This is a genomic window from Rhodopseudomonas boonkerdii, from assembly GCF_021184025.1.
Taxonomy (GTDB): Bacteria; Pseudomonadota; Alphaproteobacteria; order Rhizobiales; family Xanthobacteraceae; genus Tardiphaga; species Tardiphaga boonkerdii.
Map to the genome: position 1 here is coordinate 3574822 of NZ_CP036537.1, position 23435 is coordinate 3598256.

Genomic DNA, 23435 nt, shown 5'->3' on the forward strand with positions numbered 1-23435 from the left:
GAAGCCTTTCGCGACTACGATCCGGCCGTTCGACCTGATGTCTCGCCGACACCCTCTTTCGTCGACCAGAGCTATCGCTCTCGTGACGGCGCCGGCATTACTGCCGGCGTATTCCGGAAAGAAGAAGTTACTTCTTCTTGGCGGCCTTCTTCGCGACCTTCTTGGTCTTCTTGGCGGTCTTCTTGACTGCGGTCTTCGCAGCCTTCTTCACGGTCTTCTTCGCCTTGGCGACTTTCTTCACTGCCTTCTTAGCCATGTTGCCCTCCATTGAGATGGCTCAAATGCTGCGTGCAGTCGTGAATCGATATGCACACGATTCCGAATACACCAACGATTTCAAAAGAACAGTGGTCCGCTTAAGGAAGTGTTGAAGCTACGTCGCCCGGGTCAAGTCGATTCCCGCAGGTGCGGAGCGTTCATGCGGCTCGCGCATAGCAAAAGAAACGCCTGCAAAACCTGCGTCCCCGAAAGTCAAGTGCGACGCGCAGGCCTATTTTTGCAGCGCGCGCGCGAAGTGAACTAACAAACAACTACACAAAGTTCAGCCGCACGCGAATCGCGCCGACCGAACCGGAATCGCCCCCTCCCGAACGGCGGGTCGGTCTTACCGGCAACGAAAATATTTTTGGATAAGCGCGCCCGGAGCTCCCCTCAAACGCTCGTAACCGTCTCCTCCGGCGCGTCACTCACCGCGATTCGCGACTCGATTCTCCTGCCGGCGCCGCGCTCAGACACGTTCGGAAACGACGACGGCGCCGCGTCGGGCGGCGCCGTCGTCTCCAAACCGGATGTCATTTGGGCAACGTCAGAGCCCGAGCTTGCTCTTGAGTAGCTCGTTGACTGCCTGCGGATTGGCCTTGCCACCCGACGACTTCATCACCTGGCCGACGAACCAGCCCATCAATGCCGGCTTCGCCTGCGCCTGCGCCACCTTGTCGGGATTCGCCGCGATGATGTCGTCCACCACCTTCTCGATGGCGCCCATGTCGGTAACCTGCTTCATGCCGCGCTCTTCCACCAGTAGGCGCGGGTCGCCACCTTCCGTCCAGACGATCTCGAACAGATCCTTGGCGATCTTGCCGGAGATCGTCCCCTCCCCGATCAGGTCGATGATGGCAGACATCTGCGCCGCCGACACCGGCGAGGACGCGATGTCCTGGCCTTCCTTGTTGAGGCGGCCGAACAGCTCGTTGATCACCCAGTTGGCGGCCAGCTTGCCGTCGCGCGCCTTGTCCTTGAGACCGTCGATGACCGCCTCGTAGAACTCCGCGCTCTCGCGCTCGGCCACCAGCACGGCGGCATCGTAGTCCGACAGGCCGAACGCGCTGACGAACCGCGCCTTCTTGTCATCCGGCAGTTCCGGCAGGCTTGCCCTCAGCTCTTCGACAAGCGCTTCGCTGAGTTCCAGCGGCAACAGATCGGGATCCGGGAAGTAGCGATAGTCATGCGCCTCTTCCTTCGAACGCATTGAGCGCGTCTCACCCTTGTTGGGATCGTAGAGGCGGGTTTCCTGCTCGATCACGCCGCCGTCTTCGAGGATGCCGATCTGGCGGCGTGCCTCGTAATCGATGGCTTGGCCGATGAAACGGATCGAATTGACGTTCTTGATCTCGCATCGCGTGCCGAACGGCTCACCCGGACGGCGGACCGACACGTTGCAGTCGGCGCGCAGGTTGCCCTTTTCCATGTCGCCATCACAGGTGCCGAGATAGCGCAGGATGGTGCGCAGCTTCGACACATAGGCCTGAGCCTGCTCGCTCGACCGCATGTCGGGCTTGGAGACGATCTCCATCAGCGCCACGCCCGAGCGATTGAGATCGACCGAGGTGCTGGACGGATTGCGGTCATGCACCAGCTTGCCCGCATCCTGTTCGAGATGCACGCGCTCGATGCCGACGGTGGCGATGCTGCCGTCGGCAAGCTCGATGGTGACCTCGCCCTCGCCCACGATCGGCGACTTGTACTGGCTGATCTGGTAACCCTGCGGCAGGTCCGGATAGAAATAGTTCTTGCGGTCGAAAGTCGAGCGCCGGTTGATCACAGCCTTCAGGCCGAGCCCGGTGCGCACCGCCTGACGGACGCATTCCTCATTGATGACCGGCAACATGCCCGGCATCGCCGCGTCCACCAGCGACACATGGGTGTTCGGTGCGCCACCGAAGGCGGTGGACGAGCCGGAGAACAGCTTCGCCTTGGACGTGACCTGGGCGTGGATCTCCAGACCGATGACCATTTCCCAGTCGCCGGTGGCGCCCTTGATGAGCTTGGAAGGTTTGACAGGTGCGTTCATGGCGCGGTTCTACAGCGACGGAAGGCGCGGGAAAACCCCTTCCGTCGCCCTACCTTGACCCGACGCTTGGCAGGAGTGGCCGGCCGAACGGCGCTAGCGGCCCACCGCGATGACGTGATCCCTGATCGGCGCCGGCTTCGGCAGCAACTTGCTGCCGACCAGCCAGTCGTTGAGGCTTTCCAGCGCCACCAGTTCCTTTTCACCGACCGGGACGGGCTCGTCGTTCCGGTAATTGGCGACCCGTGTCGCGACCGCCGGGCTCAGCTTGAGCTCCTGCACCCAGAGCCGAGCAGCTTCCTCGCGATTCTGCTGCGCCCAGCGCGCGGATTCCCGGAGATCCTCAAGGACATCCTTCAGCAGTTCAGGATGCTCCGCGGCGAACGGCGTCCGCACGACATAGACCACCGCATTCTGCGAGCCGAACTCGCTTGCCTGCGCGATCACGCGCGCATCGCCATCGACCAGCGCAGTGGGAAAGAAGATGCTCCAGGCGGACCATGCATCCACATGCCCGTTGGCGAAAGCTACCGCGGAATCCACCGGGCTGAGGAAGGCGCGCTTTACCGCCGTCGACGCAACTCCGGCTTTCTCCAGCGCCTTGGTCAGCTGATAGTCACCTGTCCCGCCGCGATTGACGGCCACAGTGCGGCCGGCGAGATCCGCGACGGTCTTGATGTTTGATCCATTCCTGACCACGATACCCGAAGAGTCACCTGCATCCCACTGATAGGCGAACAGCGAGATGGGCGCGGTGCCGACCAGCGAAGAGATCGCAGCGCTCGAACTACCGATGGTGATATCGATCGCATTGGCGTTGAGCGCCTCCGCCGCCGGCGCATAGGCGAGGAACGGCCCGACCCAGGCGACCTTGATGTTCCTGGCAGCCAGACGCTTCTCCAGCGTGCCGCGCAGCCGGCTGATCGACAGCGGCTCAGGCCCGCGCAGGTAACCGAGCCGGAGCGTTACCGGCGCCTCCGGCGACGCGGCCTCGGCCACGGACACGGCGCCAAGACCAGCGAGAAACGCGGCAGCCACCCGCAAGAAAATAGAGCGTAACATCGTCATCCCCGTGCAGCATTGAAGAACGGACCGATCGCATGGCCAGCCTCGCGCCGGTCGCCGCGATCGAAGGGAAGCAGCGGCAGCAGCAAGTCCGCCACCCGGTAGGTTTCCTCCAGCAACGGCTGGCCGGATACGATGAAGGTGTCGAAGCCGACATCGCGATATTCCAGGATGCGTGCAGCGACGGTTTCGGGATCGCCGACGATGGCAGTGCCGGGCCCGTTGCGCACCAGCCCGAACCCGGCCCAAAGATCCGGATAGACCTCCAGCTCGCGCGCATGTTTCGGCTTCTGTGTACCGACGATGTCGCGCATGCGACGCTGGCCGACAGAATCCGAGGACGCGTTGCGCGCCTGGGCGCCGGCCACGGCGGTGTCGTCCATTCGATCGAGCAACCATTGCGCAGCGTCCCACGCCTCCTGCTTGGTCTCGCGGACGATCAGATTGATGCGAAGACCAAACTTCACCGTGCGGCCGAGCGCCTTGGCGCGCTCGCGCACCGCCTTGATCTTCTCGGCAGCCTGCGGCGGCGGCTCACCCCAGGTCAGATAGGTGTCTGCATGACGCGCAGCGACTGACAGCGCCGGCTCCGAGGAGCCGCCGAAGAACAACGGCGGATATGGCTTCTGCACCGGCGGCAACCGCAGCTGTGCGTTGCGCAGGTTAAGATACCTGCCCTGGAAATCGACCACCTCGCCCGCAATCAGGCGGCGATACAAACCCCAATATTCGTCCGTCAGGGCATAGCGTTCGTCATGACCGAGCTCGATGCCATAAGGCGGCATCTGGTGCTGTTCGCCGGTCACCATGTTGAGGATCAACCGACCATCCGAAAACTGATCGAAAGTCGCCGCCTTTTGCGCCAGCATAAGCGGCGCCACGATGCCAGGGTGCACGGCAATGATAAACTTCATTCGCGTCGTGAGCGGGATCAGCGATGCGCCTAGCACCCACGCATCGTGCTCACCGCCACCGGTCGCCAGCAACGCGCCGGTATAGCCGAGATGATCGACCGCACGCGCGACCTGGGCAAGATAGGCATGATCGATGACGCGGCGGCCTTTCTCGCTCCAGGGATACGGGCCGTCCTGCGGGATCAGGTACCAGTAAATCTCCATTCCAACCTCCCTTATCCCTGTCGCAACAGCTCATGCGCGAGCGCGAGCGGCTCTGGATTGATCCAGCCAGTCACGTCGAAATCTTTTGTGATGAAGCCATGACGCAGCAGGAAGTCCTTCTGGCTCGCCAGCCCCTGTCGCCGGATCTCGGACAGATCGAGACCAAAGTTGTGTGGCGCGCTCGCACCATAGGCGGCGCGCGCTTCGTCAGCCGATCGGCCAACCTCCTTACCGATGATGTCGAACACCTCGGCCGGATGCGCCACGGCCCAGTGTGACGCGTGCAGCAACACCGCGAGATAGCGCGCCACCAGATCCGGCCGCTCCTGCGCCGTGCGCCGATCGACCGTCACTGGCCGCGGATTACCGTTGTTCACACGGCGCAACGGATCCGGTTGCTCGGCCAGATTGATCAGGGGGCGCAAGCCATGCGCCGTTACCGTTCCGAGTCCAGGCGCGCCCTTCACATAGATCGCATCGACATCACCGCGCACGAGCGCATCCGCTTCCAATTCGTGAAAACGGCCATTGGCGATGCCCGCCGCCACCGCAAATGTCGGTTGATCGCTCGTGATATCGACGAGCTCATTCTCGGCGAGCTGAATACCAGCGACCGCAAGACCAGACTCGATTCCGCGGAGCGACATGGCGCGCGCAAAATCGACACGCTGGCCGTGCTGCTTGGGCAAACCTATCTTTCTGCCGCGCAGATCGGCGAGAGAATGAATGTCTGAATCCGCGCGAACGACGATAGCCTGATACTCGTCGATCCATGTCAGCGCCACGGTCACGGTGTCACGGCCTTCCGATCGTGCCCAGATCGCAGGAATGTTGCCGCCTTCGCGAAACAAGCCGGGCAAGGAGTGATCGAAATGCGAGATGTTCACGCGAGGATCGTCGGAGTCGCGGATCGACTTCAGCACAATTCCGGATTTTGCGAATTCATCGCGCAGCAACCCGAGATCAAGCGCAATGCCGGATGCGGTTGGAACAGGACAACGCGTGTACCACAGCTCATCGACAGAGGATGATCTTTCAAACTCGCTTGGTATCAGTCGTTGCGTCGTTACAGTCATCGACATCTCCTGTAAGAAATCGAGCGCGTCGTGACGTTTCGATAGACCAACATCGATGGGTGAACGACCGAAAAAGAACGACGAAGCGTAGTTTGAAATGAACGCGCTGTTCTGAGGAGAGATGCCATGACTTTTGTTCTCCGTGTTGGCGTCCACGCCAATAATCCCTCTCTGCTCGTGCTCAGCCAGAATGGGCTACTCGAACAACGCATCGCCGCGCGCGACGGGCGCGTGGAGTGGTTGAAGATCGCCGCCGGCGCACGCACTGTCGAATATGTCGGCGCCAATCTGATCCAGGTCGGAGGCACCGGCCTCACGCCGCCGATCGCTGCGCAAGCCAAAGGCGTGCCGATCGTCACTTTCGCAGCATCGGAAGCGCGCGCGGTGGGCGGGATCTATGTTCGCAAGGACAGCAAGGTGAAGACCATTACCGATCTCGCCGGCAAGACGATCTCGCTTGCCGTCGGGTCGTGGTTGCAGGCTTTGCTGGCTACGGCACTCGATCGCGACGGACTGAGCTGGAACGATATCGTTCCGCTCGATCTGACCGAGTCGGAATCGCGGCAGGCATTGCTGGCTGGCGACATCGATGCGTGGGTGTCGGGCGGCGGTTTACGCGGCGGCGCCGACGAGATCCGTGCGATCGCCAATACCGGAGACCTGGTCAGCAATCCATCGGTGTTCTTCGCACGTCGCGATTTCGCAGAAGCACATCCGGACACGATTGCCGATGTTGCAAGCGCCCTGCAGGATACCGATCGCTGGATTGCACAACATCCCACAGAGGCTGCGGCGGTGCTCGCTCGCGTCGCCGACGGCCCGCTCGATATCGGCGAATGGGAAACGCATATCGCCCGGCGCCCGTGGGGCATTCATCAGATCGATGATCGCTTCATCGCCGACCAGCAGAAAGCTGCCGATATTTTCTTCAGGTTCGGGTTGCTGCCGCGCAAGATCGACATTCGCGATGCAATCTACCGCCATCCGCTGAATCTCGATCGCGCAGCGTAAAGTGCACCGGCGAAGTGCAGGCAGCGGGATCAACGCCGCTTCCTGCACCTGCCTTCTCACATCCCCTGCACAAACGCCCGGAATACCGGGCTCGCGCGCAGCGTATCGCGTCCGGCGGCGATCACCTCGTCCACTTGCGCCTGAGGCAGCTGGAAACGTGTCGGAATCGCCTCGAGCATCGCCGCTCGCGCGGGATCGAGCTGGTCGAAGCCGAGCCGCCCGACGAAGAGCTGCAGATCGTTGCAGCGCCAGCCGGGACCGGCACCGTAGCGCGCGCGATCGGCCGCGGACAGACCGCACCGCCAGCGCACCAAGGCCGATTGCCAGTCCTTCATGGTACGCTCGAACGCGGTGTAGCTCGATCCGACACTGGCATCGATGGTGGTATCCACGGCGGCCTTGATGAGCTCGACGCCATTCGGCCCCTCCACCGTATTGATCCAGTCACCGGACAGGCCCGTTTTCGAATCCACCACCAACAAAACGCCACGGCGCAGCCGCACCGCTTGCTGCGGCGCCAGCGGGCCATAAGGTGTCTCGGAGGACTCACGCACGATGGTCAGCGGAGCAACACCGTAATTGTCGACCAGACCGCCATCCAACAGCTTGATGAACGGTACCGCGCCTTCGCGATAACGCAGCACCGCCTTTGCATAGGAACTCAGCATCGGCGACGTATTGGGATTGGAGGCCGCGCGCGTCACCCAGCGCGGCAGCGGCTCCTTGCAGGTACCGGGGAAGGCCTGAACCACCGCTGGCGCGAAAGCGAGCGGAACGGCGGCGGAGGCCGCCACGGCAGCCGACAGCGGATATTTGTTCAGGTCGCTGCAGATGGCGGAAAACGCCGTTTCGTTGAAAACAAAGGGCACCCGGTTATAGATGTCGGACGCATTGAGCCAAACCCGCAACGAGCCACGATTGCGCAGGCTTGCAAAGGTTGCGTTGTCGAACAGGTTGGCATCGAGCCAGGCCGTGAAGGCCTTTGAATCGTTGATGCCGCCTCCGAGTGCGCGGCCGATGGTGCCGAGCGAGAGCTGCGTGTTGAGCGGCGCTTCCGCATTCTGCAGCAGGAAGCGCTCGCGGAAATCGGACAGGGCCGCGCGCTTCTTCAAGCCGAAATAGGCTGCCGTCACCGAACCGCCGGAGACACCGGACAGAAAATCGATCCGTTCGAGCATCGTATCTGATGCGCCGCGCACCGGCATGCGGCTGAGTTCGTCCAGCACGCCGAACGAGAAAGCGGCAGCGCGCGTACCGCCGCCGGAAAACGAGAAACCGATCAGGAGATCGTCGCGCTCGGCGGGATCGGTAAAGTCGATGCCGTAGTCGGGATCGAGAACGGCGCCGGCCAATGGCACGTTGACGGGAATATTGTAGACCGAGGTGCAGCCGAGCAGCAGCGCACAAGTCGCAGCGACCGCACCGATCGAACGAAACACACGCATCACCGTCTACCGATCCCCAACCGGGTCGCATCCGCGCGACCGTCTCCGAACCATCCCCATCCGGAGCCGCCATCCGCACAATACCGCGAACCATTGCCAATTTACGCAAGCGGACAATCGCGCCCGCAACATGGCTAATGAAAGGTGAAACGGCAGGCGGGTCGGAGCAGCGCGCCTACCACCACTTGTTCGGCGTGAAGCGGCCCGATGCCTGTTCGATCACTTCGCCGAGCGAGAACAGCGTCTCCTCGTCGAAGGGACGGCCGATCAGTTGCAGGCCGAGCGGCAGCCCTTGCGCGTCCTTGCCGGCGGGCACCGCGATGCCCGGCAGGCCCGCCATATTCACCGTCACCGTGAAGATGTCGTTGAGATACATCTCGATCGGGTCGGCGCCGCCCTTCTCGCCGATGCCGAAGGCGGCCGACGGCGTCGCGGGCGTCAGGATCGCGTGGATACCCTTGGCAAAGCAGTCCTCAAAATCCTTCTTGATCAGCGTGCGGACCTTTTGCGCACGAAGATAATAGGCATCGTAATAGCCGGCGGAGAGCACATAGGTGCCGATCATGACGCGGCGACGCACTTCCGCGCCAAAACCTTCGGCGCGGGTGTTCTCATACATGTCGACGATGTTGCGGCCGGGCACGCGCAGGCCGTAGCGCACGCCGTCATAGCGCGCGAGATTCGACGAGGCTTCCGCAGGCGCCACGATGTAATAAGCCGGCAGCGCGTATTTGGTGTGCGGCAGCGACACCTCGACAAGTTCGGCCCCTGCTGCCTCAAGCTGCTTCGCGCCATCCTGCCAGAGTTTTTCGATCTCGGCCGGCATGCCGTCGATGCGGTATTCCCTGGGAATACCGATCTTCATGCCCTTCACGGATTTGCCGATGGCGGCTTCGTAATCGGGTACTTCGCGATCGACCGATGTCGAGTCCTTCGGATCGTAACCGGCCATCGAGCGCATCAGGATCGCGGTGTCGCGCACGGTGCGCGCAACGGGACCGGCCTGATCGAGCGACGACGCGAATGCCACCGTGCCCCAGCGCGAGCAACGACCATAGGTCGGCTTCAGGCCGACGATGCCGGTGAAGGCGGCGGGCTGGCGGATCGAGCCGCCAGTGTCGGTGGCGGTGGCACCGAGGCAGAGATTGGCAGCGACCGCGGACGCGGAACCGCCGGACGAGCCGCCCGGCACCAGATTGACGTCCGAGCCTTCGCGGCGCCACGGATTGATCACCGGGCCGAAGCACGAGGTCTCGTTGGCCGAGCCCATGGCGAATTCGTCATTGTTAAGTTTGCCGAGCATGACCGCACCGTCGCGCCAGAGCTGCGCGGTCACGGTCGACTCGTAAGGCGGCACGAAATTGCCGAGAATCTTCGAGCACGCCGTGGTGCGTACGTCCTTGGTCGCGAACAGATCCTTGATGCCGAGCGGAATGCCGCCGAGCGGACCGCCCTCGCCCTTCGCGATCTTCGCATCGGCCGCCTGCGCCATGGCGCGCGCCTGCTCCGGCGTCTCCAGCACATAGGCGTTGAGCACGCGGGCGTCTTCCATCGCCTTGAGATGCGCATCGGTGAGTTCCACCGACGTGAAAGACTTGTTCGCGAGGCCGTCGCGGGCCTCGGCGAGCGTGAGCGACGTCAGATCTGTCATCTATTTATTGACCGGGCTGCAGAAGAAGGGAGAGAGCGTCTTGTCGTCTTCGGGGGCCTCGCCGTTGAACTGGGCGCGGCGTTTCTTGTCGTCTTCGAGCTGCGCGGCCTGCACCTTGTCTAGAATGGCATCCATGGCGGCGTCCACATCCTTCATCTCGCCCTGACGTTCCATCTGGTCGAGATAATCCATGTAGAGGCTGTAAGCCTTCTCATCGTCGCAAAGCAGGCACATGGCCGTTTCCTGTCTCGCTGTTACTCGACGACTTTCGGCACCAGGAAGAAGTTGTCGTCGGCTTCCGGCGCATTCCGGGTGACGAGATCGACGATCTCACCATCGGTCACGGCGTCGATGCGCTTCTTCATCTCCATCGGCATCACCGAGGTCATCGGCTCGACGCCGTCGACATTCACTTCCTGCAGCTGCTCGACGAAGGCCAGCATGGCATTCAGCTCGCCCTGCAGATGGGGAACCTCTTCCTCCTTGACCGCGATGCGCGCGAGATGCGCGATACGGCGAACGGTGGCAGCATCAACCGACATTTATATAGGGCCTCTGGGCGAAATCTGCCTGCCGTATAGCAGACAGAGCTTTCGCGCCGCAACCGCACGCCGGAACCGGCGTAGCCGTAGGGCGGACGAGCCGAAGGTGTATTCCGCCGTTCTTCGCCAATATCCGCCCGGCCGGCGGGCGGATTACGCTGCGCTTATCCGCCCTACGATTTGAGCGCAGCCATCCGCGCCAGCGCGTCCGCAGCCAGTTTCCGCGTCAACTCCGCCGCCGGCAACGCGCCGCCGAGATGCACCGCCTGACCGGCCCATAGATTGGTGAAATCGACCTTGCCGAGTTTTTCGGCTGCGGTTTTGAGCGGACCCAGCGCCACCGCAGAATGCGGGAATGCCGGGGCGTCCGCCGAGATCGGCCCGACCTCGCGCATCACGCGGTTGATTACGCCGCGTGCCGGCCGGCCGGTCATCACATTGGTGATGACGGTCGAATCATCGACCGCCCCGGAATAGGCCGCCTTGACCGCTGCGCTCGATTTCGATTCCGGACAGCGCAGATAGGCCGTGCCGAGTTGCACGCCGGCGGCGCCAAGCGCGAAGGCGGCGGCAATACCACGTCCGTCGCCAATACCGCCCGCTGCGATCACCGGCACCTTCACGGCATCGACCACCTGGGGCAGCAAGGCGAACAAGCCGGGTTGGGTCTGGATGTCGTGCGTGAGGAACATGCCGCGATGGCCGCCGGCTTCCGCGCCTTGCGCGATGACAACATCGGCGCCGTTCTGCTCAAGCCAGACCGCCTCGCGCACGATGGTCGCGGATCCCATCACGATACAGCCGGTGGCCTTGACGCGCGCAAGCAGCGCGGGCGGCGGCAGACCGAAATGAAAGCTCACGACTTCCGGGCGCAGCTCCTCGACGGCCGCACACATCACCTCGTCGAACGGCGCACGATTGGCGACATTGGAGGGCGCGTCGCGGTCGAGCCCGAGTTCGGCGAAATAAGCCGACAACCGGTTGCGCCAACCGGCTTCGCGTCGCGGATCGGCATCCACGCCGGTATGGGCGAAGAAATTCAGGTTGACCGGTCCCGACACGCGCTGGCGAACGGTCTCAACCTGATCGCGCATCTTCTCGGCCGAGATCGCGGCACAGGGCAACGATCCGAGACCGCCGCCTTCGATCACCGCGATCACCATGTCGGTATCCACCGGCCCGATCATCGGCGCCTGCACGATGGGGGCTTCAATCTTCAGCAAATCGATCAAACGACGGTCCGGCCACATAGCAAAACAACCTGTTTTCGCGGGAAATGCCATCCGATGTTGCGGCATCCTTGCGGCAACCGTGAGACGGCTGAGAGGGCCCCGCGCGCCGTTGCCGGGTCGGAACCAGCCTTAGCACGGCACCGCAGCAACGGCTATTCACAGCGATGCGAAACCCGCGGCGACGTTTGACCACAGCGCGGCCCATGCTATTGGCGGCGCATGCCCGCTCCCATCCTCCCCCTCATCGACGCCGCCGCGCACTGGCCGGCTCGCGGTGGCCTGATCGGCCTCGATCTCGGCACCAAGACGATCGGCGTCGCGGTGTCCGATCCGGATCGCCGCCTTGCGACCGGCGTCGAGACCATCGAACGCAAGGCGTTCAAGGCGGATGCCGCGCGGCTGCTGTCGCTCGCCGCCGAACGGAATATCTGTGGCATCGTGCTGGGGTTACCCATCAACATGGATGGCAGCGAGGGGCCGCGGGCGCAATCGACACGGGCCTTTGCGCGCAACCTCGCGCAGCTCACCGACATGCCGATCGGGCTGTGGGACGAACGGCTGTCCACCGCCGCCGTCGAGCGCGAGCTGATCGCCAACGATGTCAGCCGCGCCAAGCGGGCCAAGGTGATCGACCAGCACGCCGCCATCTTCATCCTGCAGGGCGCACTGGACCGCCTCGCCGCGTTGTCGCGTTCGCCGGATATTCGCTGACCATGCTGACCGTGTTCGCGGCCCTCGTGCCGGTGTTCCTGCTGATCGTGCTCGGCTTCGGCCTGCGCCGCTCGCTGATCAAACAGGACGTCATGTGGATCGGGGTCGAGAACCTCGTTTACTACGTGCTGTTTCCGGCGTTGCTGATCCACAGCCTCGCACGCGCCAATCTGAAATCGGTGCCGATCGCCGGTGTCGGCGGTTCGCTGCTGCTGTCCGTGATCGCGATGTCGCTGCTGTGCCTTGCACTGCGACCCCTGCTCGCAAAGGGCATCGGCCTCAGCGGCCCCACCTTCAGCTCGCTGTTTCAAGGCGCGACGCGCTGGCAGACATTCGTCGCACTCTCCGTCGCCGGCAATCTGTGGGACCAGCTCGGCATCACACTCGCCTCGGTGGCCATGGTGGCGATGATCCCGCTGCTCAATATCCTCTCGGTCTGGGTGCTGGCGCATTACGCATCACCGCAAAAACTGGCCTGGCCGGTGCTGCTCAGGACCATCGCCAAAAATCCGCTGATCTGGGCCTGCATCATCGGCATCGCCATCAATCTCGCGGGCTTGCCGATGCCGCGGCCGGCGCATGAGTTCCTCGATGCGCTGGGCCGCTGCTCCCTTGCCATGGGCTTGCTGGTGGTCGGTGCCGGGCTGCAACTCGAAGGACTGCACAGGCCCGGCGCGGCGGCAATCCTGACGGTCGCGCTCAAACTAGTGGTGATGCCGCTGATCGCTATCGGTCTCGGCGTCACCTTCGGCCTCACCGGCACGAGCCTCGCAGTCGTCGCCTGCTGCGCGGCAGTGCCCTCGGCCTCGAACGGTTATGTGCTGGCACGGCAGATGGGCGGCGACGCGCCGATGCTGGCTCAGGTGCTGACGATCCAGACTGCCCTCGCCGTGCTGACGATGCCGGTGTTGATCGCGTTTGCGGAATCGTTGAAATAGCAGGGTGGATGAGCGCAGCGTCATCCGCCCTACGGTCAGACGGATAACACGCCATTCGCGATCAGCAGCGTCTGCACCGTCGCGGCAAAATTGTTCAGCGCGTGAAGCCAGATTGTCAGCCAGGTCGAGCCGCTGCGATGACGCAGCCAGCCGAACAGCAGGCCCATGGTGAAAACCTGGGAGAATAGAAACGGATCGTAATATTGCGCATGCATCGCCGTCCACACCAGCGATGAGGCGACGATAGCGCCGACCGGGCGCAAGAAAGACTCCGACCATCCGCGATACAAGAACCCGCGCGCGAGAATTTCCTCGGTGATTGCGGCGCCTGCTGTGAGCGCAATCACCAGCAGCCACAAGGTGCCATCGGCGCGTGACGAATTCACGATGTCGAGCATGAAGCCCGGCGCGGATTTGTGGCCGGTCAGTTTCGCCAGCACCTCACATGCGCCGACCAGAACGACCAGCGCGACGGTGCCGAGCAGCACATTCTTCCAGGTCGTGCCGCGCAGACCGAGATAATCCATGAACGAGTTTCGCGCGATGCGGATGGCGAGCCACAGCGCGAGACACACTGCAGGCAATCCCATGATCACCGACAGCGCCACCGTCGTCCCGCTGCTGACCGCCTTGACGATCAGTCCGAGATCGATCGGCTCGCCGCTGCGGATCACCTCGAAGGCGACCACCGTGAGCTGACCAATGGACATGGCCGCGAAGGCCAGCGCCCCCCACAGCGCGGTGCCCCAGAATTTCCAGACCCGCGGCGGCCTGGTCGCGGGCGGCAGGTCGGCCGATGCCGGTGCTGCGGGCGTGTCGATGGCGCTCACAACGGCAGTGCCCGCTCTAACAGACCGCGCGCCTGCACTTCCGTGAATTCAGCGGCGCCATAGAGCATGCTGCGCGGGCCATCGAGGCGCGTGCGCGCGAACAGTTCGGCATGCGGCGGATGGATCATGTTGAGCGCGGCGGTGGCCGCCAGCATCGCCAATACCTCCACGGCCTGGCGGGCGGCGCGCTCGCTATCCGGACGCAGCAGGCAGCGGATCACGAAGGAGGCGGCATCCGACGCGCCGGGCAGCCCCTGGGTTTCCAGCATCAACTCCTGCAGCACGCCCGTCGCGGCATCGCCTTCGCGGGACAGTGCACGCAGGACATCGAGACACATGACATTGCCCGAGCCTTCCCAGATCGCATTGACCGGCGCCTCGCGATAGTGCCGCGCGAGAATGCCCTCCTCGACATAGCCATTGCCGCCCAGGCACTCCATCGCCTCATAGAGAAAACCGGGCGCGGATTTGCAGACCCAGTATTTCACCACCGGTGTGAGGAAGCGCATGTAAGCCGCCTCCATCGAATCCTCCGGCGCCTGATCGAAGGCTCGGCACAGCCGCATCACCAGTGCGGTGGTCGCTTCCACGTGCAGCGCCATGTCGGCGAGCACGCTCTGCATCATCGGCTGATCGGCAAGATGCTTCTGGAACACGCTGCGATGACGGGTGTGGTGCAGCGCATGGACGAGACCCGAGCGCATCAGCCCGGCGGAAGCGATGGCGCAATCCTGCCGCGTCAACTGCACCATCTGGATGATGGTGCGGATGCCCTTGCCTTCCTCGCCGACGCGCAGCGCATAGGCTTCGTTGAACTCGACCTCCGACGAAGCGTTGGAACGATTACCGAGCTTGTCCTTGAGACGCTGGAAGTTGAGCGCGTTGAGCGAGCCATCCGGGCGGAAGCGCGGCATGAAGAAACAACTTAGACCGCTTTCCTCCTGCGCCAGCACGAGGAAGGCGTCGCACATCGGCGCCGACATGAACCATTTGTGGCCAGTGATCTGGAATGCATCGCCGTCGCGCTTCGCGAAGGTCATGTTCGCGCGCACGTCGGTGCCACCCTGGCGCTCGGTCATGCCCATGCCGAGGGTCATGCCTGTTTTCTCGAACCATGGCTTGAAGCTCGGATCGTAGGTCTCGCTGCCGATGATCGGCATCACCTGCGCCAGCACATCCGGTTGCGATGCCAGCGCGCCCACCGCGGCGCGCGTCATGGTGATCGGACACAGATGTCCAGTCTCGACCTGCGCCGCCATGTAGAACTTTGCCGCGCGCACGGTTTCGGACGCGCGCCCCTTCGGCTTGCCGTCCACGGTCCATGTCGAATTGTGAATGCCGGCGGCGACGCTCGCCATCATGAGTTCGTGATAGGCCGGATGAAACTCGACCTCGTCGCGGCGATTGCCGCGCGCATCGAAGGTGCGCAGCTTCGGCGTGTTCTCATTGGCGCGTCGCGCGCGGTCAGCCATCTCGGCGGAACCCCACAACTTGCCGAAACCGGAGTGCTCAATGAAGGCGCTGGAGGCATCGTTGAAGGCCAGCGCATCGACCAGCGGCCGGTCGAGCTCGAACAGATTGACGTCCTCGAAGGGCGGCGACTGATTGATCACCGCATGTTTGGCTGAGGCGGGAGAGGTCATCGGGATGTTCCGGCAGCAGGAGCGTGTTGCGAATCATTCTACGATGGATCGTGCCTCAATACGAGGCGCCGTAGGATGGGTAGAAGACAGGCGCGAAGCGCCGGAGCCAAACCCATCGGCGGAGCCCGCCGCAACGACGGACAGCATGGGTTTCGCTCCGCTCAACCCATCCTACGGCCGTGAGCTTTATCGTCTGATCGGGAAATCATACGCAGTGGTGCCGACACCCGGCATCGAGAAGTGCCACCACTCTTTCGCATAGTTCAGGACCCCCTGTTTGCGCATCGCCGTCAAGAGAATGCCGCGCCAGCGGCGCTGCGCCGCATTGATTGCGCGCGACGCCGTCCACGCCTTTACGTCGGAGCAATCGTAACCCGTGCCCATGTCGACACTCGCTTCCGGGGCGCGCTGCGCTTCGGGAGCGATGCAATTGCCATAAGCCTTGCCGGGATCGAACGGCGCAGACGCGCCCGCGCGCAGATCGACCAAAGTGAGATCGACGGCGGCGCCGGTGGAGTGACCGGAGCGCTCGGCGACATAGCCGAGACGAAACAGATCGACCTTGCTGAAGGAGGGATTGTAGCGCTTCTGCGCCGGCGTCTCGTTGCCGTCCTGCGCCCAAGCCACCATGTCGCGAGAGGCGCGTGCCGGGCGATAGCAGTCGAGCATCTTCAACGACAGGTTCTGCGCCTTCAGATCCTGCTGCACGCGCACGAGCGCCAGCCCGACCGGACGCTTCACTATGCATTCGGCGGCGTCATAACCGGCGAGCCTGCGGCCGACGAAATTGTTGAAGCCCGCATAGCGGATGTCCTGCCGGATGCTCGGATCGAGGTCACGCAGGAACACGAAGTCGTCCGGCAGCCCCGATGCACGCGCGGGCGTCGACGACAGTCCCAGCGCGAGGCAGCCGATCACGGACCATCGAGACATCGGCATCATCATGGAATCCCAGAACGTAGGGCGGATGAGCCAACGGGTCGCGCGAAGCGCGCCCGATGATAAACTCCGCGTAATCCGCCGCGGAGCCGAAGCAGCGGATGACGCTCTCGCCCCCCTTCCTTGGTCCAACATTCCGCCCTCATGGTGAGGAGCGGCCACAGGCCGCGTCTCGAACCATCGTCACCTGGCCCCGGGAGCCCGCGGCCATCCTTCGAGCCACACCATCTCATGGTTCGCGACGCGCGCAAGAGCGCGCTCCTCACCATGAGGGACAGAGTGTGTTGCGTTCCGTCTGGGCTAACAGCAGCGCCAAACCCACGGACGGCATTTCCAGTCAGGCTCTCAGGATGATGCCCGGAGACGGGTGCTAGGCCCCGAATTATTGCAATTCTACCATGACACCCACATCCCGGGGGATAACCCGGAACCGGGCGATCCAAGCTTGCCCCCTGCGGCAACGAGCCCTATAGGATTTGGCTTTAATGACCAGCGCCCCCAAATCCAGTTTCGTCTTCGCCCACCGGCATCTGCTGGGGATCGAAGGCCTGACCGCCGCCGAGATCACCGGCCTCCTCGACCTGTCCGAGGAATATGTCGAGCTGAACCGGCAAGTCGACAAGAAGCGCACCTCGCTGCGCGGCCGCACGCAGGTCAATCTGTTCTTCGAGAATTCCACCCGTACGCAATCCTCTTTCGAACTCGCCGGCAAGCGCCTCGGCGCCGACGTCATGAACATGTCGGTCGCCTCCTCCTCGATCAAGAAGGGTGAGACGCTCATCGACACCGCGATGACGCTGAATGCGATGCATCCGGACATTCTGGTGATGCGCCATCACGCCTCCGGCGCGGTAGAACTGCTCGCACGCAAGGTCGATGGCTCCGTCATCAATGCCGGCGACGGCGCCCATGAGCATCCGACCCAGGCGCTGCTCGACGCCCTCACCATCCGCCGCAACAAGGGCCGCCTCGAAGGCCTCGTGATCGCGATCTGCGGCGACGTGCTGCATTCGCGCGTGGCGCGCTCCAATATCATCCTGCTGAACACGATGGGCGCACGCGTCCGCGTGGTCGGCCCCTCCACGCTGCTGCCGCCGGGCATCGAACGCATGGGCGTCGAGGTCGCGCGCGACATGCGCGACGGCCTGAACGGCGCGGACATCGTGATGATGCTGCGTCTGCAACGCGAACGCATGAACGGCTCCTTCGTGCCGTCGTCCGGCGAATACTTCCAGTATTTCGGTCTCGACCAGAAGAAGCTGTCCTATGCCAAGCCGGATGCGCTGGTGATGCATCCGGGTCCGATGAATCGTGGCGTCGAGATCGATAGCCTGGTCGCCGACGGCGCGCAGTCGCTGATCCGCGAACAGGTGGAAATGGGCGTCGCCGTACGCATGGCGGTGCTGGAAGCGCTGGCGCGCAACCTGCCCAATGCGTGACGGCCATGGATACGCTGCCGCCGCTCGTGATCGGGTTACTGCAGCGGAAATTGAAGTTCGCGATCTTCAGATCTCTCATGTCGAAACGGCGATGATTTCATGCTGACCAACCGCCGCCCTCTCCTGCTCGCCAATGCGCGGCTGATCGATCCGTCGCAACATCTCGACACGGTCGGGGACGTACTCATCGTCGATGGCGTGATCCGCGACGCCAAACGCGGCATCGGCACCGCCGGCGTGCCGGAAGGCACCGACGTCATCAATTGCGCAGGCAAGGTGGTCGCGCCCGGCCTGATCGACATGCGCGCCTTCGTCGGCGAACCCGGCGCCAGCCACCGCGAGAGCTTTGCCTCGGCGAGCCATGCGGCAGCGGCGGGTGGCATCACGACGATCATCTGCCAGCCGGACACATCGCCGGCGATCGACAATTCCGCCACCGTCGACTTCGTGCTGCGCCGCGCGCGCGACACGGCGATCGTCAACATCCATCCGATGGCCGCGCTGACCAAGGGGCTCGAGGGCAAGGAGATGACCGAATTCGGCCTGCTCCGCGCGGCCGGCGCCGTCGCCTTCACCGACGGCCACAAGAGTGTCACCAACGCGCAGGTGATGCGTCGTGCGTTGACCTATGCACGCGACTTCGACGCGCTGATCGTGCATTACACCGAAGATCCCGCGCTGGTCGGCGAAGGCGTGATGAACGAAGGCGAGCGCGCCTCGCGCCTCGGCCTGACCGGCATTCCGACCGCCGCCGAAGCCATGATGCTGGAGCGCGACATGCGCCTCGTGGCGCTGACCGGCGGGCGCTATCATGCGGCCTCGGTCACTTGCGCTGACTCCATCGAGATCTTGAAGCGCGCGCGCGATGCCGGGCTGCGCGTCTCCGCCTCGGCCTCGATCAATCACCTGACGCTGAACGAGAACGATATCGGGCCGTATCGCTCGTATCTCAAGCTCTCTCCGCCGCTGCGCACCGAAGAGGATCGCCGCGCGCTGGTGGATGCGGTCGCCGAAGGCCTGATCGACGTCATCATGTCCGATCACAATCCGCAGGATGTGGAGACCAAGCGACTGCCGTTTGCGGAAGCCGAGCCCGGCGCCATCGGCCTCGAGACCATGCTCTCGGCCGGCCTGCGGCTGCTTCACAATGGCGAGCTCAGCCTGACGCAGCTTGTCCGCGCAATGTCCACCCGGCCGGCCGAACTGCTCGGCCTGCCCGGCGGCACGCTGCGCGCGGGCGCCGTGGCCGACGTGATCATCATCGACGCCGATGTCCCTTGGATGCTCGATCCCGCCGATCTCAAGTCGCAATGCAAGAACACGCCGTTCGATGAGGCGCGCTTCACCGGCCGCGTGGTGCGGACGATCGTCGGCGGGCGCACCGTCTATGAGCACGTCTGAATTGAGCTTACGGACCATCGCGGACTTGTCCCGGACGCGGTGCAGCGTGTAACGCTGCTCCGCAGAGCCGGGACCGTCGCAGGCTCCGGCGTTTGACACAGTCCCGGCTCTGCGAGGCAGCACTGCGTGCTGCATCGCGTCCGGGACACAGCAGAGATCATGGGACAATCATGAACCCGCTCTATATCCTCGCCGCCGCCTTCGGATATCTGCTCGGCTCGATCCCCTTCGGCCTGCTGATCACCAAAGTGGCCGGCACCCAGGACATCCGCAGCATCGGCTCCGGCAATATCGGCGCGACCAATGTGCTGCGCACCGGCCGCAAGGGCCTCGCCGCCGCGACGCTCGTCTGCGACGCGCTCAAGGGTACGATCCCCGTGGTCGTCATGGGCATCCTCGGCGGCCCGGTGCCGGCGATGATCGCCGCGGGCGCGGCCTTCCTCGGCCACCTCTTCCCGGTCTGGCTCGGCTTCAAGGGCGGCAAGGGCGTCGCCACCTATATCGGCGTGATGCTCGGCCTGTACTGGCCGGCGGCGCTGATCTTCTGCCTCGCCTGGCTCGCCGCCGCGTTCAGCTCGCGCTACTCGTCCTTCGCGGCGCTGACCGCCAGCATGATCACGCCGATTTTCCTGTGGTGGGTCACCAAGTCAGCGCCGCTCGGCCTGCTCGCCACCGCGCTGACCGTCCTGCTCTGGTTCATGCACCGCGAAAACATCAAACGGCTGCTGAACGGCACCGAAGGCAAGATCGGTCAAAAGTAACAGGAACAGCCGCGCGCCACGCAGGGGTCCCGCCCCGGGCGACAACGCCGATTGAATGCACCCTGAAGTTGATTAAGCTGGTCCCCGGGGGAGCGCAGCTTGATCGATACGCCGAACGCACCGATCCGCCTGACCGACGAGCAGCGGCGCGACTGGCTGCGGCTGATCCGCAGCGAACATGTGGGGCCGCGCACCTTCCGTGCCCTGATCACCCAGTTCGGCAGTGCGCACGCAGCGCTGGAGCGCCTGCCGGACCTGGCCCGCCGCGGCGGCGCACGGCGCGGCGGCCGCATCTGCAGCACGGATGAGGCGGAGCAGGAAATCACACGGAGCGGCCGGATCGGCGTGGCGCTGGTGGGCTCCGGCGAGCCCGGCTATCCGCCGCGGCTCGCGAACATCGACGACGCGCCGCCTTTGCTCGGCATGCGCGGCAACCGCGAGGCGATGGCACGGCCGATGATCGCCATTGTCGGCTCGCGCAACGCGTCCGGCGCCGGATTGAGATTTGCCGAGATGCTGGCGCGTGAACTGGCCGACGCCGAATTCGTCATCATTTCCGGCCTGGCCCGCGGGGTCGATCAGGCCGCGCATCGGGCCAGCGCCGCGGCCGGCAGCGTCGCCGTGCTGGCCGGCGGCCATGAGCGGATCTATCCGCCAGAGCACGAAGATTTGCTGCTCGACCTGTTTGCCTTTGGCGGCGCCATCTCGGAAATGCCGCTCGGCCATGTGCCGCGGGCAAAGGACTTTCCGCGCCGCAATCGGCTGATCTCCGGCGCGGCGCTGGGCGTCGTCGTCATCGAGGCCGCGGAGCGCTCCGGCTCGCTGATCACAGCGCGGATGGCCGCCGAACAGGGACGCGAGGTGTTCGCCGTACCCGGCTCGCCGCTCGATCCACGTGCCGCCGGCACCAACCGGCTGATCAAGCAAGGTGCGACTTTGGTCACGGGAGCTGCCGACGTCATCGACGCCGTCGCGCCGATCATGGAGCGGCCAATCGAATGGCCGGCTCGCGAAACGGAGAACGCAGGGTCATTCGACGAACCGGACGACAGCGATCGCGCCCGTATCATCGCCCTGCTGGGCCCGAGCCCCATCGGCATCGATGACCTGATCCGTCTGGCCAAGGCATCGCCGACGGCGGTGCGCGTGGTGTTGCTTGAGCTGGAGCTAGCCGGACGACTGGAACGTCACGGTGGAGGACTGGTATCGATGATGTAGGGACTAGGCGCGGTCGCCCTCACCGTCAAACTTTTCACGCGCTTGCTGGATTTCCGGCAGATGCGTGAGGGCCCAGCTACCGAGCGCCTTCACCGGCTCCGACAAACCATGGCCAAGTTCGGTGAGTTCGTAATCCACCCGGGGCGGAATAGTCGGATAGATCGTGCGCGTGACGAGACCGTCGCGCTCGAGCCCACGCAAGGTCAGCGTCAGCATGCGCTGGGAGACGCCGCCGATCATGCGCTTCAATTCGTTGAAGCGGCGCGGGCCGTCGACCAGCATCATGATCACCAGCACGCTCCATTTGTCGCCGACGCGCGACAGCACCGAGGCGACGCCGCGGCAGTCGCTGTGCTGCGGATCGGACAGATCGGCGGGCGGGACAGGCACATTTGTGTGCGCGGGTTTCAAAATAGTGCCCTCTTGTGCGGCTTCGGACAGTCACTCATGTAGCGTCGGTTACAAACCAATACCATAGGTGACTAACCATGAAACTTCTCCACATCGATTCCAGCGTCCTCGGCCCCCACTCCGTCAGCCGACAGGTTTCCTCCGCCATCACCGAACGCCTCACCAAGGCGCATCCCGGCCTTGCGGTGACCTATCGGGACCTTTCATCGGAACCGCTATCGCATCTCTCGGGGCCGCACCTGGCGGCCGCCCAGGGCGGCGCTGCTGATGCCGCGCTGCAGGCCGATCTCGCCGCCGGCCAGGCCGCCCTCGACGAGTTCCTTGCCGCCGATATCGTGGTGATCGGGGCTCCTATGTACAATTTTACCATTCCGACCCAGCTCAAGGCCTGGATCGACCGCATCCTCGTGGCCGGCAAGACGTTCAAATATGGCGCCAACGGCGCCGAAGGTCTCGCGGGCGGCAAGCGCGTGATCATCGCGCTGTCACGCGGCGGGTTCTACGGCAATGACACGCCCTACGCGGCCGGCGAACATCTCGAAACCTATCTGCGCTGGGTGTTCGGCTTCATCGGCGTAACGAATGTCGAGTTCATCGCCGCCGATGGCATCATGATCGGGCCAGAGATGCGTGAGAAAGCCGTGAACGGCGCGCTGCAGGCGGCGACGGATCTTCGCGCGGCGTAACGACAAGCCCGTCATTCCGGGATGCGCGTCTTCGCGCGGACCTCAGCCACTGCAATTGCAGCGGCGGGGAATCTTGGAATGCTTTTCAGCCTACCGAGATCCCGGGTTCACTCCGTCCGCTTTGCGGATGACGTGCCCCGGGATGACGGTACTACACCTTACCCACGAAACGCCGGCGCCCCTGCAGGCGATGCGGTGACGCCGCCATCGACGAAGATCTCCGCGCCCTGCACATTCGACGACTCATCGGATGCGAGGAACAGAACGGTCTTCGCGACCTCGTCCGGCTTGCCCATGCGGCCGAGCGGGATTGTCTGCGAGAGCCGTTTTTCAAAGGCATTGAACGCATCGGGCGTCGGCGCGACACGATCCCAGATCGGCGTCGCCGTGGCGCCAGGCGAAACGACATTGACGCGGATGCCGCGCGGCGACAGTTCGGACACCATCACCCGCGCCATGGCACGAACACCCGCCTTGCTTGCCGCATAAGCGGAATAGCCGGGATTGCCGAGCACCGAAATCACCGAGCCATTGAGAATGATCGAAGCGTTATCGTTCAGATGCGCAACGGCCGCCTGAACGGTGAAGAAGACGGCAGTGATGTTGGTCTTGAGCACGGCTTCGAAAACTTCGAGCGTCGTGCCGCCCACCGGCGTGTTGCCGGCGATGCCGGCATTGGCGAACACGATGTCGAGCTTGCCGAATTTGGCGACGGCCTCGGCCACGGCCCGCTCGGTCGCCACAATGTCAGTGGCGTCGGCGACAACACCGATGGCGTTGGCGCCGAGCTCCTCAACGGCCTTGTCGAGTTTCGCCTTATCGCGACCTGTGATCGCGACTTTTGCCCCTTCCGCAACGAACAATCTTGCCGTGGTCAGCCCGATGCCGCTGTTACCGCCGGTAATGAGCGCCGTTTTCCCTGCCAAACGCATGACGATCTCCTGTTCAATCTGGTTGCTTTTTAAAACCATATTGCCAGTTAGAGCGGACAGTTTCATAATGCAACCAGATGAGACGACCGATCACGGGAA

Annotated in this window: 23 protein-coding genes; 8 read left to right on the top strand and 15 right to left on the bottom strand. The window is 63.8% G+C overall.

What is annotated here, in order from left to right; all coding sequences use genetic code 11:
• Nucleotides 1-127: 127 nt before the first annotated feature.
• From E0H22_RS25945 to E0H22_RS16410, 5 genes are all read right to left on the bottom strand, one after another.
• On the bottom strand, nt 128-256 hold the full coding sequence (locus tag E0H22_RS25945; protein ID WP_256438169.1) for a hypothetical protein: 129 nt from the start codon (nt 254-256) through the stop codon (nt 128-130).
• 549 nt (nt 257-805) lie between these two features.
• Nucleotides 806-2290, bottom strand: a complete 1485-nt coding sequence (gene gatB / locus E0H22_RS16395) for an Asp-tRNA(Asn)/Glu-tRNA(Gln) amidotransferase subunit GatB (RefSeq protein ID WP_233022071.1) — start codon at nt 2288-2290, stop codon at nt 806-808.
• 93 nt (nt 2291-2383) lie between these two features.
• Nucleotides 2384-3349 carry an aliphatic sulfonate ABC transporter substrate-binding protein gene (locus tag E0H22_RS16400; protein ID WP_233022072.1) on the bottom strand — a complete coding sequence of 322 codons (966 nt, stop codon included), beginning with the start codon at nt 3347-3349 and terminating at the stop codon, nt 2384-2386.
• A 2-nt stretch (nt 3350-3351) separates the two neighbouring features.
• Nucleotides 3352-4470: an LLM class flavin-dependent oxidoreductase gene (locus tag E0H22_RS16405; protein ID WP_233022073.1), complete on the bottom strand. Its 1119-nt coding sequence runs from the start codon at nt 4468-4470 to the stop codon at nt 3352-3354.
• A gap of 11 nt (nt 4471-4481) precedes the next feature.
• Nucleotides 4482-5546, bottom strand: a complete 1065-nt coding sequence (locus E0H22_RS16410; RefSeq protein WP_233022074.1) for an ABC transporter substrate-binding protein — start codon at nt 5544-5546, stop codon at nt 4482-4484.
• A gap of 126 nt (nt 5547-5672) precedes the next feature.
• Here E0H22_RS16410 and E0H22_RS16415 point away from each other — a divergent pair, with 126 nt between their 5' ends.
• Entirely contained in the window at nt 5673-6557 is an 885-nt protein-coding gene (locus E0H22_RS16415; RefSeq protein WP_233022075.1) for an aliphatic sulfonate ABC transporter substrate-binding protein, read from the top strand.
• Between the two features lie 56 nt (nt 6558-6613).
• Here E0H22_RS16415 and E0H22_RS16420 read toward each other — a convergent pair whose 3' ends face one another.
• The 5 genes from E0H22_RS16420 to E0H22_RS16440 all read right to left on the bottom strand — a co-directional run bounded on the left by E0H22_RS16420 (nt 6614) and on the right by E0H22_RS16440 (nt 11445).
• On the bottom strand, nt 6614-8002 hold the full coding sequence (locus E0H22_RS16420) for a patatin-like phospholipase family protein (RefSeq protein WP_233022076.1): 1389 nt from the start codon (nt 8000-8002) through the stop codon (nt 6614-6616).
• 175 nt (nt 8003-8177) lie between these two features.
• Nucleotides 8178-9653 (bottom strand): Asp-tRNA(Asn)/Glu-tRNA(Gln) amidotransferase subunit GatA, encoded by a 1476-nt coding sequence (gatA, locus tag E0H22_RS16425; protein ID WP_233022077.1) that lies wholly within the window; start codon nt 9651-9653, stop codon nt 8178-8180.
• Nucleotides 9654-9887 carry a hypothetical protein gene (locus tag E0H22_RS16430; RefSeq protein ID WP_233022078.1) on the bottom strand — a complete coding sequence of 78 codons (234 nt, stop codon included), beginning with the start codon at nt 9885-9887 and terminating at the stop codon, nt 9654-9656.
• A 20-nt stretch (nt 9888-9907) separates the two neighbouring features.
• Nucleotides 9908-10195 (bottom strand): Asp-tRNA(Asn)/Glu-tRNA(Gln) amidotransferase subunit GatC, encoded by a 288-nt coding sequence (gene gatC, locus E0H22_RS16435; protein ID WP_233022079.1) that lies wholly within the window; start codon nt 10193-10195, stop codon nt 9908-9910.
• A gap of 173 nt (nt 10196-10368) precedes the next feature.
• Nucleotides 10369-11445, bottom strand: a complete 1077-nt coding sequence (locus E0H22_RS16440; protein ID WP_233022080.1) for an NAD(P)H-dependent flavin oxidoreductase — start codon at nt 11443-11445, stop codon at nt 10369-10371.
• Nucleotides 11446-11646: 201 nt separating this feature from the next.
• On the opposite strand from E0H22_RS16440, the gene ruvX reads away from it, so the two are divergent.
• The gene (ruvX, locus tag E0H22_RS16445) at nt 11647-12138 is read left to right on the top strand and encodes a Holliday junction resolvase RuvX (protein WP_233022081.1); all 492 of its coding nucleotides are present in this window, start codon (nt 11647-11649) and stop codon (nt 12136-12138) included.
• A gap of 2 nt (nt 12139-12140) precedes the next feature.
• Nucleotides 12141-13076 (top strand): AEC family transporter, encoded by a 936-nt coding sequence (locus E0H22_RS16450; RefSeq protein ID WP_233022082.1) that lies wholly within the window; start codon nt 12141-12143, stop codon nt 13074-13076.
• A gap of 35 nt (nt 13077-13111) precedes the next feature.
• Here the strand turns inward: E0H22_RS16450 and E0H22_RS16455 are convergent, their stop codons facing one another.
• The 3 genes from E0H22_RS16455 to E0H22_RS16465 form a co-directional block, all read right to left on the bottom strand.
• Nucleotides 13112-13906, bottom strand: coding sequence for a CPBP family intramembrane glutamic endopeptidase (locus E0H22_RS16455; protein ID WP_233022083.1), 795 nt, complete (start codon nt 13904-13906; stop codon nt 13112-13114).
• On the bottom strand, nt 13903-15549 hold the full coding sequence (locus tag E0H22_RS16460; protein ID WP_233022084.1) for an acyl-CoA dehydrogenase family protein: 1647 nt from the start codon (nt 15547-15549) through the stop codon (nt 13903-13905). The genes E0H22_RS16455 and E0H22_RS16460 overlap by 4 nt, the downstream gene beginning before the upstream one ends.
• Nucleotides 15550-15735: 186 nt before the next feature.
• On the bottom strand, nt 15736-16482 hold the full coding sequence (locus tag E0H22_RS16465; protein ID WP_233022085.1) for a M15 family metallopeptidase: 747 nt from the start codon (nt 16480-16482) through the stop codon (nt 15736-15738).
• 491 nt (nt 16483-16973) lie between these two features.
• On the opposite strand from E0H22_RS16465, the gene E0H22_RS16470 reads away from it, so the two are divergent.
• The 4 genes from E0H22_RS16470 (at nt 16974) to dprA (ending at nt 21307) form a co-directional block, all read left to right on the top strand.
• Nucleotides 16974-17927 (top strand): aspartate carbamoyltransferase catalytic subunit, encoded by a 954-nt coding sequence (locus tag E0H22_RS16470; protein WP_233022086.1) that lies wholly within the window; start codon nt 16974-16976, stop codon nt 17925-17927.
• A 99-nt stretch (nt 17928-18026) separates the two neighbouring features.
• On the top strand, nt 18027-19328 hold the full coding sequence (locus E0H22_RS16475) for a dihydroorotase (protein ID WP_233022087.1): 1302 nt from the start codon (nt 18027-18029) through the stop codon (nt 19326-19328).
• A gap of 167 nt (nt 19329-19495) precedes the next feature.
• Nucleotides 19496-20089, top strand: a complete 594-nt coding sequence (gene plsY, locus E0H22_RS16480; protein WP_233026395.1) for a glycerol-3-phosphate 1-O-acyltransferase PlsY — start codon at nt 19496-19498, stop codon at nt 20087-20089.
• Between the two features lie 102 nt (nt 20090-20191).
• A complete protein-coding gene (gene dprA, locus E0H22_RS16485) occupies nt 20192-21307 on the top strand; it encodes a DNA-processing protein DprA (RefSeq protein WP_233026396.1) in 1116 nt (371 codons plus the stop codon).
• A 3-nt stretch (nt 21308-21310) separates the two neighbouring features.
• Here the strand turns inward: dprA and E0H22_RS16490 are convergent, their stop codons facing one another.
• On the bottom strand, nt 21311-21697 hold the full coding sequence (locus E0H22_RS16490) for a winged helix-turn-helix transcriptional regulator (protein ID WP_233022088.1): 387 nt from the start codon (nt 21695-21697) through the stop codon (nt 21311-21313).
• A gap of 98 nt (nt 21698-21795) precedes the next feature.
• On the opposite strand from E0H22_RS16490, the gene E0H22_RS16495 reads away from it, so the two are divergent.
• Nucleotides 21796-22404, top strand: a complete 609-nt coding sequence (locus E0H22_RS16495; protein ID WP_233022089.1) for an FMN-dependent NADH-azoreductase — start codon at nt 21796-21798, stop codon at nt 22402-22404.
• 158 nt (nt 22405-22562) lie between these two features.
• Here E0H22_RS16495 and E0H22_RS16500 read toward each other — a convergent pair whose 3' ends face one another.
• A complete protein-coding gene (locus tag E0H22_RS16500; RefSeq protein WP_233022090.1) occupies nt 22563-23336 on the bottom strand; it encodes an SDR family oxidoreductase in 774 nt (257 codons plus the stop codon).
• Nucleotides 23337-23435 lie beyond the last annotated feature (99 nt).